General features: G+C 56.0%; 11 protein-coding genes and 1 riboswitch. Of the genes, 9 read left to right on the top strand and 2 right to left on the bottom strand.

Going from position 1 to position 12,240, the window contains the following annotated elements; translation table 11 throughout:
- Positions 1-21 precede the first annotated feature (21 nt).
- Complete coding sequence (locus ACZ5K9_RS07025) at positions 22-1,551, bottom strand: YifB family Mg chelatase-like AAA ATPase (RefSeq protein ID WP_464273710.1); 1,530 nt, start codon at positions 1,549-1,551, stop codon at positions 22-24.
- 136 nt (positions 1,552-1,687) lie between these two features.
- Between ACZ5K9_RS07025 and ACZ5K9_RS07020 the strand changes: the two genes are divergently transcribed.
- From ACZ5K9_RS07020 to ACZ5K9_RS06995, 6 genes are all read left to right on the top strand, one after another.
- Positions 1,688-2,332, top strand: coding sequence for a DnaJ domain-containing protein (locus tag ACZ5K9_RS07020; RefSeq protein WP_464273709.1), 645 nt, complete (start codon positions 1,688-1,690; stop codon positions 2,330-2,332).
- A gap of 70 nt (positions 2,333-2,402) precedes the next feature.
- On the top strand, positions 2,403-2,975 hold the full coding sequence (locus tag ACZ5K9_RS07015) for an NUDIX hydrolase (RefSeq protein ID WP_464273708.1): 573 nt from the start codon (positions 2,403-2,405) through the stop codon (positions 2,973-2,975).
- A gap of 7 nt (positions 2,976-2,982) precedes the next feature.
- The gene (locus ACZ5K9_RS07010; protein ID WP_464273707.1) at positions 2,983-4,704 is read left to right on the top strand and encodes a glutamine--tRNA ligase/YqeY domain fusion protein; all 1,722 of its coding nucleotides are present in this window, start codon (positions 2,983-2,985) and stop codon (positions 4,702-4,704) included.
- Entirely contained in the window at positions 4,701-5,375 is a 675-nt protein-coding gene (gene dfsP / locus ACZ5K9_RS07005; protein ID WP_464273706.1) for a DUF166 family (seleno)protein DfsP, read from the top strand. Before ACZ5K9_RS07010 ends, dfsP begins: the two co-directional genes overlap by 4 nt.
- Positions 5,376-5,409: 34 nt before the next feature.
- Positions 5,410-5,511: riboswitch (TPP riboswitch) on the top strand.
- A gap of 108 nt (positions 5,512-5,619) precedes the next feature.
- Positions 5,620-6,897, top strand: a complete 1,278-nt coding sequence (thiC, locus tag ACZ5K9_RS07000) for a phosphomethylpyrimidine synthase ThiC (RefSeq protein WP_464273705.1) — start codon at positions 5,620-5,622, stop codon at positions 6,895-6,897.
- Between the two features lie 14 nt (positions 6,898-6,911).
- Positions 6,912-7,706: a sulfide-dependent adenosine diphosphate thiazole synthase gene (locus tag ACZ5K9_RS06995; protein ID WP_464273704.1), complete on the top strand. Its 795-nt coding sequence runs from the start codon at positions 6,912-6,914 to the stop codon at positions 7,704-7,706.
- Positions 7,707-7,725: 19 nt separating this feature from the next.
- Here ACZ5K9_RS06995 and ACZ5K9_RS06990 read toward each other — a convergent pair whose 3' ends face one another.
- The gene (locus ACZ5K9_RS06990; protein WP_464273703.1) at positions 7,726-9,621 is read right to left on the bottom strand and encodes a B12-binding domain-containing radical SAM protein; all 1,896 of its coding nucleotides are present in this window, start codon (positions 9,619-9,621) and stop codon (positions 7,726-7,728) included.
- A gap of 98 nt (positions 9,622-9,719) precedes the next feature.
- Here ACZ5K9_RS06990 and ACZ5K9_RS06985 point away from each other — a divergent pair, with 98 nt between their 5' ends.
- From ACZ5K9_RS06985 to ACZ5K9_RS06975, 3 genes are all read left to right on the top strand, one after another.
- On the top strand, positions 9,720-10,751 hold the full coding sequence (locus tag ACZ5K9_RS06985) for a rod shape-determining protein (protein WP_464273702.1): 1,032 nt from the start codon (positions 9,720-9,722) through the stop codon (positions 10,749-10,751).
- 97 nt (positions 10,752-10,848) lie between these two features.
- Entirely contained in the window at positions 10,849-11,706 is an 858-nt protein-coding gene (mreC, locus tag ACZ5K9_RS06980) for a rod shape-determining protein MreC (RefSeq protein WP_464273701.1), read from the top strand.
- Positions 11,703-12,230: a hypothetical protein gene (locus ACZ5K9_RS06975; RefSeq protein ID WP_464273700.1), complete on the top strand. Its 528-nt coding sequence runs from the start codon at positions 11,703-11,705 to the stop codon at positions 12,228-12,230. The genes mreC and ACZ5K9_RS06975 overlap by 4 nt, the downstream gene beginning before the upstream one ends.
- Positions 12,231-12,240: the final 10 nt, after the last annotated feature.

Here is a 12,240-nt window from a genome sequence, read left to right as displayed (position 1 = left end):
GACGGTCACTGGATACTCATTTCACATCCAAAAGGTGCGGTCAAGGGTTCGGTATTGAATGGCCTCAAGGAGGTGGTGACCGGCAATGGCCTCTGAATCCTCCAAATCCGCGATGGTTCGAGCCACTTTAAGGATCCTGTGGTAGGCTCGGGCACTCAACTGGAGCGTCGCCATGGCTTCTCGCAATAATCGCCTTCCGTGGGGATCCAAGGCGCAGTACTGTTCCACGTCCTTGGGTCCCATGGCTGCATTGGCATAGATCTGCCTTTTGCGGAACCGACTCCGCTGTTTCAGCCGAGCTGCCATCACCCGGGATCGAACTTGCTTCGACGATTCGGCCTGAAGGTCCCCGTGCACGTCGTCAATCCGTACAGGCGGGACCTCCACGTGGAGATCAATCCGATCCAAAATCGGTCCGGAAATGCGACTCCGGTAGCGTTGGATTTCCAATGCCGAACACCGACACGCTCTTGTGGGATCTCCCGCGAAACCGCAGGGGCACGGGTTCATGGCGGCAACGAGGGTAAAGCGTGCCGGATAGGTGAGTGTCAGGGCCGCTCGGGCGATGGTGACTTGCCCGTCCTCCAAAGGCTGACGCAAAAGATCTAGGATATTCCTGCGGAATTCCGGAAATTCGTCAAGAAAGAGCACGCCGTGATGCGCCAGGCTCACCTCACCTGGGCGAGGCACGTGCCCCCCACCGATCAGGCCGGCATCCGAGATCGTATGGTGCGGGTGACGAAAGGGCCGGTGCACAATGAGGGGCTGGTCGCGGAGCAGTCCAGCGACGCTGTAGATTTGGGACGTTTCTAAGGATTCCTCAAAGCTCAACGCGGGCAGGATAGTGGGGAGGCGCTGGGCGAGCATGGTTTTGCCGGAACCGGGGGGGCCGATGAGCAAGAGGTTATGCCCGCCCGCCGCGGCGACCTCCAGAGCCCTCTTGGCATGCTCTTGCCCTTTGACATCCGACAAGTCCAAGGGGCCTTCGGGAGTGTCGGAAAAAAACCCTATCCCCCGCGCTTCGACTTTGGGCAGAGGACGTGAGTTTCGAAAGTGTTCCACCACCTCTGCAAGGTGGACCGCAGAGAGAACTTCAAGGCCGTCCACGATGGCGGCTTCCGCGGCATTCTCGGCTGGAACGATCATCACTTGGCGCTGAATCTCACGGGCTCGGATGGCCATGGGTAAACAGCCGGTGACAGCCTTAATCCGACCATCCAGGGATAACTCCCCAAGAAGGATGGGTTCAATGACAGCCAGCGGGTCCAAAAAGCCGCAGGCGGCTAACACACCGATGGCTATGGGCAAATCAAAAGCGGCCCCTTCTTTGCGTAAATGCGCCGGCGCCAAATTCACCGTGACGCGATCCATGGGAAAAGGATAACCGCAATTGAGCAACGCACTCTTTACCCGTTCTTTGCTCTCCCGCACAATGTTGTCAGGGAGACCCACCACGGTAAAGGAGGGCAACCCGGAAGCCACGTCCACTTCGACTTCCACGAGAAAGGCTTGAATTCCAATAACGCCAAAGGCGAATGTCTTGGCCACCATGGACCGGCGTAGCCTCTTCGGTGAGTTGTTGCTTGTCTTCGTTGTTCACCCGAACTATGATCCGTTGCGCCCGGTGTTGATGGATTCCGCAAGACTTTGATGGGCTTTTCGCGGGGCGCTAGAGGGTTTGGGCGCGATGGAGACGTGTTATTATAGCATCCTCGGTGTTTCCATAAAGGCGTCGCAGGACGAAATCAAAGGGGCCTTCCGCCGACAGGCTTTGCGCTGGCATCCGGATGTGAACCCCGGATGCGCCGATGTCGCCGAAAAGTTTCGACGGATCCGGGACGCCTACGAAGTCCTTTCGGATCCCGAAAAGAGGCGTCTTTACGATCTTCAGCGTGGTTATGGGGACAGGGGCAATGGCACCCGAAAGTATGTGTTTTACTGGTCGTGGGACATGGGGGAAGCCGTTTCGGAAGTGCTTCATGACATTTTGGGAGGCGCCCCACGTCATGAGACCTTTCAACCACGCGTGGATCTTCGCTTTGATTTGCATGTTCCAAGACATCGAGCGGCCCAGGGAACCCGAGAGAAGATCACTTATGAACGGAGCGTGTTTTGCCCGGAATGTGCCGACAATGGGCAGGCGCGGATGGCGCATGGGTGCGTGCGATGTGGCGGGACGGGGGAAATCCTTGAGCCGTGCAGCGTAACTGTGGTCGTTCCCGCAGGATGCGTCGACGAAATGCGTGTAAGGATTCCTGCAGCGGGGGATCGACCGCACCCTGGGGTGCCGGCCGGTGATCTCGTGGTCGTCTGCCATGTGATCGATCTATAATTTTTACCGAGCGTTGCCGTGAATCACGGGCAATTGGGATGGTGGCTGTGTTCCAGGTGAGGAGGAATCCGTGGGCCTGCGTCCGTGGACGGTTTTAGGAAGTGAACGACTGATGGGGACAACGCTTTTCGGCTTCCGGCGGGATCGAGTCGTTTCGCCGCGGACCGGAAAGGAGCATGACGTGTACATTTTGGAGACCCCGGAGTGGGTCAACGTCATTCCCGTCACGCCGGCACGGGAGGTGGTTTTCGTTCGCCAGTGGCGCCATGGGATTCAAGAGATCAGCCTGGAAATTCCCGGTGGGGTGGTCGAGAAAGGTGATACCCTTGAGGAAGCGGCCCGCCGAGAATTGATCGAGGAAACGGGCTATGAGGCGGAGTCTTTAATTTGTCTGGGTTATACATTTCCCAACCCGGCCATCCAGCATAACCGCTGTTACACCTTTGTCGCCGTCAACGCCGTGCGGCAAACGAATCCCACCCCGGACGCCATGGAAGATATTGAGGTGGAACTGCATCCTGTGGGGGAAGTTCCATCTCTCGTGCGACAGGGTAAAATCCTGCATGCCCTGATCATTGCCGCCTTGTGGAAATACTTCATCTGGACTCAAGCTTCCCACAGTATCGACGGGCTTCCTTCGTGAGGGTCTTATGAACGCTGAAAAGGAAATTCCACAGGTTTCCAACTTTATCAAAGACATTATCGAAGAGGACTTGCGAACGGGTAAGTACGGAGGGCGGGTTCACACGCGCTTTCCTCCTGAACCCAACGGATACCTTCACATTGGTCATGCCAAGTCGATCTGCCTGAATTTCGGTTTGGCTTTGGAATACAAGGGACTGTGCAACCTTCGATTTGACGATACCAACCCGGCAAAGGAAGATGTGGAATATGTTGAATCCATTAAAGAAGATGTCCGATGGTTGGGCTTTGATTGGGGCGACCGGCTCTATTACGCATCGGACTACTTCGAACAACTCTATGAGTATGCGGTGCAGCTCATCCGGCTGGAAAAAGCCTATGTGGACAGCTTGAGCACAGAAGAAATCCGACAATATCGAGGGACACTCACAGAACCTGGAAAAGACAGCCCTTACAGAAACCGATCTGTAGAAGAAAATCTCGATCTGTTCCAACGGATGCGGGCGGGGGAATTTGACGAAGGGCAACATGTCCTCCGAGCTAAAATCGACATGGCATCCCCCAACATCAACATGCGTGATCCGGTGATCTATCGGATCAAGAAAGCATCCCACCATCGGACGGGGGACGCTTGGTGCATTTATCCCATGTACGATTTCGCCCATTGCCTTTCCGATTCCATCGAAGGAATAACCCACTCCATCTGTACCCTGGAATTTGAAGATCATCGACCCCTCTATGATTGGTTTCTCGACGTTCTTGGGGTCTACCATCCGCAACAAATAGAATTTGCTCGACTCAACCTGAGCTATACGGTTTTGAGCAAGCGCAAATTGATACAACTGGTTCAAGAACGGGTGGTCGACGGATGGGACGATCCCCGTATGCCGACCATTTCTGGCCTGCGCCGTCGAGGGTACACGCCGGAATCTATCCGCACATTTTGTGAGCGCATCGGGGTAGCGAAAAGGGACAGTATCGTCGACGTGGCACTGTTAGAGCACTGTGTGCGGGAGGATCTCAATAAGAGAGCCCCTCGTGTGATGGGAGTGCTCCGCCCTCTCAAAATGGTCATCACCAATTACCCGGAAGACACCACTGAAGAGCTGGAGGCCATCAATAACCCGGAAGACCCGTCCATGGGGGTCCGCACCGTTCCCTTTTGTCGGGAGCTCTACATTGAGCGGGATGATTTTCGAGAGGATCCCCCCAAGCAATATTTCCGGTTGGCTCCCGGTCGGGAGGTCCGCCTGCGATACGGTTACTACGTCACATGCGTGGATGTGCTCAAAGACCCGAAAACCGGAGAAGTGAGGGAAATTCACTGCGTTTATGATCCTGCCACACGGGGCGGATGGTCTCCCGATGGGCGGAAGGTCAAGGGAACGATTCACTGGGTTTCGGCTCGCCATGCTGTGAAAGCTCAGGTGCGGCTCTATGATCGGCTTTTCCTCAAGGAAAATCCCAATGATACGGAGCCCGGCAAGACCTTTCTCGATTATATCAACCCCAAGTCCTTGGAAGTCCTGGAGGAGTGTTATGTGGAGCCGAGTTTGCGCGAGGCTTCCCCAGGTCGACAATTTCAGTTTGAAAGACTCGGTTACTTTTGCGTTGATTGCCGAGACAGCGGTCCCGGAAAGCTCGTATTCAACAGAATTGTTCCCCTAAAAGACAGTTGGGCCAAGATTGAAAAGGCCATGGCCAAGGGGCACGCATTGGAGCAGGGATGACAAAGCCACAAAAGATTGTCGTTTTTCAACAGAGAGGCAGCGGTGAGGCGAAAGTTGCCGGCCTGCGGAAATACGGCGATGGGGCTTATTGCATCGAGGTTTTCGACATTGACGAGCCCCTTCCACCGCTTCTGGACGATACGCAAGGGTATCTTCCGGAGTCCATTGAGGCGGATCTGGTGTTGGACTATTTGAAGCACCCGGATTTGTCAGAGGATTTGGCGAGAAAATGTGCGGCCTTGAACATTCCTGTGGTGGCTTCAGGAAAAAAAGTCAAAGGGCCGGGTGTCTACACTCCTCCAACCTGATGCGGTCTGGCCCGGCCGGGTCGGCTGGGAGGATATGAAGAGCGCTTTGGCGCTCCAGAAATCCATGTGGTTCTGGAAAACGGCCGGATTAAGAAGGTGTTCGTCCAACGGGGCGCCCCGTGTGGGGCCACGTGGGAAGCGGCCCAAAAAATCGAGGGGTGGGCGGTGGAAGAAGCGGCCGTGCGCTACGGTTTGGAAGTCCAGTACTTCTGCGTGGCCGATCCCTCGGGGTGGGATCCCTTGTATGGAAAGAGCCCTGTGCATTTTGCAGGCCATATCCACAAAAGGGCCATGCTGAAAGCCTTGGAGGCTCAAGGTGTTGGTGTCGCCGAGGAAGGGGATTCCGCCGAGTTTTATGTTTGAAGAAACCGCAAATTGCTGTTATAGATAAATTACCGTGATCGCCAGGGGGCGCCCTCGGAGGACCCGAGGGCTGAGATGGTACCCCTTGAACCTGATCCAGGTCATGCTGGCGGAGGGATTGGCGAAGGGAGCTCCTCATAGAGATCCTCTAGGCCGCCTCCAGGCGGCCTTTTTGTTGTCCCGCACTCGTTAAGGGTCTCCGACTTCTTGCCTCCCCCTCCTCCGCGTTCCAAAGGAGGAGACGATGGTCACCCAACTGGAGTATGCCAAAGCCGGGATTGTTACGGAGGCCATGCGCCGTGCCGCGCAAGAGGAACCGGTCACCCCCGAGCAGCTTCGGGACTTGATCGCCCGAGGCCACGCTGTCTTGCCGAAAAACATTCACCACGAATTTGCAAAGGTCCGCGCCATCGGCAAAGGACTCAAAACCAAGGTCAACGCCAACCTGGGCGCCAGCGGGGAATGTGCCGACATGGACTTGGAGCGGCGCAAGTTGGCCGCGGCGATCAAAGCCGGGGCGGATTCCGTCATGGACCTCTCGACGGGAGGCAACCTGGAGGCCCTTAGAGCCATGTATCTCCAAGAAGCAGGGACGATGGTCGGGACGGTGCCAATCTACGCTGTGGCCACGGAAATGGTTCGGCGTGGGATCCCTCTGGGAAAAATGGACCCCGATGACCTCTTTTCAGGCATCGAAGCCCAATGCCGTCAAGGGGTCGACTACATTACGGTACACTGTGGCGTGACCTGGGCTGCGGCAAGAAAACTGGAGCATTTTCAAAGGATTATGCCGTGTGTCAGCCGGGGGGGGTCCATTCTCTTGTATTGGATGCGGCATAACCACAAGGAGAATCCGCTTTACAAGGATTTTGACGTCCTGTTGAACATTGCCCGCGCCCACGATGTGACTCTCAGCCTGGGAGACGGATTTCGTCCTGGGGCGATCGCGGATGCGATTGACGGACCCCAAATCGAAGAACTCATGATCCTGGCCGAATTGGCCAAGAAAGCCCGGGACAAAGGGGTTCAGGTCATGATTGAGGGGCCCGGCCACGTTCCCCTCGAGCACATCCAATCTCATGTGCAGCTGGAAAAAAAACTATGTGACGGTGCACCATTCTATGTGCTCGGTCCGCTTCCGACGGACGTTGCGGCGGGCTACGATCACATCACGGCGGCCATCGGGGGGGCGCTGGCTGGAGCGGCGGGAGCGGACTTTTTGTGCTACGTCACGCCGGCAGAACATCTCGGACTTCCTGATGAGGCTGATGTCTATCAAGGGGTAATGGCAGCCAGGATTGCTGCACATATCGCAGATCTGGCCAAAGGGATCCCTGCCGCGCTGGCTCGAGACAGGGCCATGTCCCAGTGTCGCAGGGCGCTGGATTGGGATGGGATGATCGCGGTTGCCCTCGATCCGCAGTTGGTCAAGCGCCGTTTGCAGATCACCGAAGATCGTCAAGGGTGTACCATGTGCGGCAAACTGTGCGCCGTGAAATTGGCCGTTTCGGCCATGGGTTAAAAGGAGGACATGCTATGGCGCTGGATGAGAGGATCATCACAAAGGCGATTATCGATCGTTATTTCGAAAAAATCCGAGGGATCCTGGATTTGGATGCGGCCATCGTGGGTGCGGGTCCATCGGGTCTTGTGGCGGGTTACTGCTTGGCTTCGGCTGGGAAAAAGGTGGCTGTCTTCGAGAGAAAACTCAGCGTGGGCGGGGGCATCTGGGGTGGCGGGATGCTGTTCAATGAAATCGTGGTTCAAGAGGAAGCGTGCCATGTTTTGGAGGAACTGGGCGTGAGCACGCGACTCTACGAAGAAGGATACTATACGGCGGATGCCGTGGAGACGGCATCGACCTTGACCTCGCGGTGTGTCAAAGCCGGGGCGCCCATTTTCAATGCCGTGAGCGTGGAAGATGTGGTCATGCGACCCGAAGGGATCGTGGGGCTGGTCATCAACTGGACGGCTGTCGACATGGCGGGTTTGCACGTGGATCCGTTGGCGATCCGGGCACGGGCCGTGATCGACGCCACTGGACATGACACGGAGGTGGTGCAGGTTGTCCATAGGAAGGTCCCCGGGAACTTGAAGACGCCCAGCGGTGGACTCATGGGTGAAAAGTCCATGTGGTCTGAAGAGGCGGAGCGGCTGACCCTGGAAAACACACGGGAAGTGTTCCCAGGGCTTTTTGTGGCGGGCATGGCGGCCAATGCGACTTTCGGAGGGCCCCGTATGGGGCCGATCTTTGGCGGAATGCTCCTGTCGGGCAAAAAGGTGGCGGAGTTAGTTTTTGCTTTTCTCGAGACGAGTCCCACGGGGGCCTAGAAGCGTTCCCAAGGAGGATCTAGCCGTCGCCGAGGCGTAGTCGGAAAATGTGGGACGGGCAAAACGCCCATATGTCTTGGAGCCACGAGCTTTCCTCTTCTGGAAGGAGGTCATCAGGGAGGCCGACCCACGCCTGATCCACCGGCGGTTTCAATCCTGTCGGTGCTTTTTCGGATTCTTGCCAACCGGCTAAAGGAAAGCGCACGAGAACCGTTCGTCCCGAAGGCCCGGGGATTCGAGCCAGGATCTGGACCGAGCGGACAGGATCCAGCGTGGAAAAGGACTCACGGTCTAAGACGTGATCCCGTGACGCCTGCACGCGCTCTGCGACGGAAAAAACTACGGACCACGGAAAGACGGGATTTTCCAGGGAGACGACGAAGCTGAGAAGTGTCCATGGATTTTTCTCGAAGATGCGGAAAAAGACCTCCAACACAACGGGATCCTCTAAGCACCATACGGTATGTGCTGAAACATAAACGACAATGGCCTGCCCCACGGAAGGAAAACGCAACACCGGCAGAGGTTCCGGGCCGGCTTCTGAAGCTTGAAAGATCTGGATAGTCTTTTCTACGGGAAAAGCAACAACGTGGGAACCGATGTGCCGAACCTCGGGTGGCTCTAAGGGATCGGGGATATCAGGGGGAAAAAAATCTACCCCGCTGGCTGCTTCGGCATATTCGTAAGCCTTCCGGATATCTTCGGGGTCCATGTGGGGTGTTCGAATGACGTGATAAGGCGGTCGAGGATCCCACGTGATCTGAAGTTCGGTGGCTTGTCGGCGAAGTTCAGTGCCGGGAAGCAGACTCAGTGTGTAGACACTCAATTCGTCAAAGAGGTCACAATCGACGACAAAGTCGATGCATCTTTTCACATCATCCAGGGTATCTTCAGGGAGGCCGACCATGATGTCGACCATGACCCGTATGCCTTCGCCCCGAAGGGCTCGGATGCCGTCAACAAAACGGCGGCGGTGGAAACGGCGTCCGATCCTTGCCAAGGCCCTGGGGTTGATGGTCTGCAGGCCCACCTCCACCTGTGTTAGACCGGCTTGTGCCAAGGACCGGGCGAGAGGAGGCGAGATGTCTTCGGCAATGCATTCGCATTGAAACGTAAAGGGATGAATAGCTCGTGCGCGCGTGATGGCTTCCAAGAGTGCAGGGAGGTCTTTTCTTCGGGTGAAGCAGGGATCCACAAAATAGATTTCCGAAACCGAACGAGTCGCCGCCCACTCGAGTTCCCTTCTCACCCGGTCCAAGGAGAAAAGCCGTACTTGGGGAAACCTCTTGTGGTAATAGCAATAGGCGCAGCGGTTGGGACAACCGCGCACCGTTTCCAGCATGAGTGTGCCTGCATCGGAAGGGGTAAGCGCTCCCGAAAGATATGGCGAAGGTATGGAATCCAGTTTGTTGACGGGTATGGACGAATTAGCCACGAAACCTCGTTGATCTGAGGGAATCAAGAGTCCTGGAATGGTCGCAGAGGCAGGCATTCCGGACGACAGACTCAGGAGCGTTTCGGCAAACGCCCTTTCTCCCTCGCCGACGATACCCAAATCGAAGCCGCCGGTTGTGCTTAAAAAATCATTATCCGGCGTGACTTCAGGTCCTCCGATCACGACGACCGCCCGAGGACACTGATCCTTGACTCTTCGTGCAATGGCTAACGATCTTTCCACGTTCCACACATAGCAACTGAAACCGACCACTTCGGGCTCCTGCGAGACGATCCATTCCACAACGGCATGGTCGCCGCCATGATTGACAATGTCTTGTGGGGCCAGCACAATGGTGACCTCAGGTGACAGGACGGTTTCAGCATAAGCCTTCAGGTACCCCGCGCCTAACGCGATGTTTTCGGCGGGATACGCGTAGTCGTGCGATTGAACGGGCAGTTGCAGCAGAAGGGCTTTCACGGAATTTCCCACTCCGGTTAGGAAGCGATTGCGCAAAAAGCGTCAAAGTGATAGAGCTCATTGACTCCAGCGGATCCTACCACAGAGAGGAAATGTTTATGCTTTTAAATCGCATTTTGGGATGGTTTTCTAACGACTTGGCTATTGATTTGGGCACGGCCAACACACTCGTCTATGTCAAGGGCAAAGGGATTGTGCTCTGTGAACCTTCTGTGGTGGCTGTGAAGCGAACGACGGGCCAGAACACTCAAGTGGTGGCGGTTGGCAAAGACGCAAAGCTCATGTTGGGCAAGACGCCGGGGACCATTGAAGCGATTCGTCCCATGAAAGACGGGGTGATCGCCGATTTCGAGGTCGCCGAGGCCATGCTCCGGTACTTCATCCGCAAGGTCCACAACCGCAGAAGTCTCGTGCGTCCTCGGATCATCGTGGCGGTCCCTTCTGGCGTGACGCAGGTTGAACGGCGGGCGGTTCGAGAATCTGCTGAATCGGCAGGAGCCCGTGAAGTGTATCTCATCGAAGAGCCAATGGCGGCAGCGATCGGTGCCGGCCTGCCCATTACAGAACCTGTGTGCAACATGATCGTGGACATTGGCGGTGGGACGACAGAGGTGGCCGTGATCTCCCTTGCAGGGATCGTTTACAGCCGTTCGGTGCGCGTGGGTGGGGACAAAATGGATGTGGCAATCTTGCAGCACATCAAGCGCAAGTACAACCTGCTCATTGGTGAGCGGACCGCGGAGCTGATTAAGACGACCCTGGGCAACGCCTACCCGACTGGTCAGATCGAAACCATGCACATCAAGGGTCGGGATTTGGTCAGCGGCATACCCAAAACCATAGAGATCAATTCGGATGAGGTCAGGGAGTCCATCCAAGAGCAAATCGATACCATTGTGGAGACGGTGAAAACGGCCTTGGAGCAGACTCCGCCCGAGTTGGCAGCGGACATTGTGGATCGGGGAATCGTGCTGACGGGAGGGGGGGCGCTCCTTCGCAACTTGGACCATTTGCTTCGTCTGGAGACAGGTCTTCCGGTGGTGCTCACAGAGGACCCTTTAGCGACGGTTGTGTTAGGATCTGGAAAGGCTCTGGAAGACATCGAAATCCTCAAAGAGGTTCTCAGTTGACGGGTGAAACAGTCCTGGCAGGGCCTCATTTTGCCCTTGCCGGGCGCACTGCCCGAATCTGTCGTTCCCTTGCCTTCGCGCCGTAGGTGACCAAGAGATGCCGGAGTGGCTGCGCCGAGTGCGGCTGTTGGCCGTGTTTGTGGTGATGGGTGGGACTGTGCTTTATATCCTGTCGCACAATTTCCGAGCCCCAGCCCAAATGGATGTGATCCAACGTGCGGTGGTGGAGGTGTTGGGGCCGCTTCTGCACGCTTCCCGCAAGGCGACATACGCGATCGAAAATTGGGTCCAGCAGTATGTGGCGTTGCGTCACCTTCGGCAAGAAAACGAACGCCTGAAAAGGCAACAGGCTTTCCTAGAAAACGAACTGGTCCGCTATCAGGAAGCCTTTCTGGAAAACCAAAGGCTCAGAAGGCTTTTGGATTTTCGACAGAGTCTCCAGATGGACACCCTGGCGGCGGAGGTTGTGATTCAAAACGTGGTGGGATGGTCGCGAACCATCATTGTCAATAAAGGCTTTCGTGAAGGTGTCCATACGGACATGCCCGTTGTGAGTGATGAAGGGGTGGTAGGTTACGTTCTAGATGTCTCGGACCACTTTGCAAGGGTCCTGCTTTTGACAGATCGGGACTGCGCGGTGGACGCCTTGGTTCAGCGAAATCGAGTTCGCGGGGTTCTCAATGGACTGGACGCGGAGACGTGCGAATTGCGGTACGTGCGGAGCAATCAGGATGTGCGGCCGGGAGATTTGGTGGTCACTTCCGGAAAGGACGGGCTCTTCCCGGAAGGATTACGCCTCGGGATTGTGAAACAAGTGACCAAAGATCCTTCCGCGCTTTTCCAACAAATCGTGGTTGTGCCCACGGCGCAGTTGAGCGTCCTGCAGGAGGTTTTAATCCTGAAGGTTTTGCCGAATTTTCCTGGGCAATGGCGGGAAGGGGCGACCAAGGAATGAAACCCGTGGCTGTGGGAAGACTGAATCAAAAGGAGAGAAACCCGTGGGGTCGGATAATCATTGTATTTTTCGGGTATTCTCTACTGATCTTTGTATTGCAGTCGGTGATCATAAGGCGCCTCCCGTGGACGTGGGCCCAGGCCAACCTTATGGTGGCCGTCTGCACCGAACTGGTCGGGCGCATCCCCTTGATCGCCTCTATTCCATGGGGCTTTTTTTGGGGTTACGTGGGCGACGTGTTTCAGGGACGCCCGTGGGGTGTTCATTGCGGAACCTATCTTGGACTCCTTTTCCTGCATCGTTTATGGAGCGCTCAGATGGACATGAGCGCCATGGTCTATCGTGTGTTGCTGGCCGGGTTTGGGGTGATGATTCAAAATCTAGGATCGGCCGTGATTGTGGGTGGTCTTTCAGACCCGGGGGGCTCTCTGCGATCCACTGCAGGACAAGTAATCTTTTCGATATTCACAGCGCCTTTCGTCATGATCCCCATTCAATGGATTTTGGGTGAAAAAGAGACATAGAACCAACAGC

The sequence above is a fragment of the Desulfosoma profundi genome (assembly GCF_055387865.1).
The sequence above is the reverse complement of the archived record's forward strand: the minus strand, read 5'-3'. Positions and strand labels throughout refer to the sequence as shown.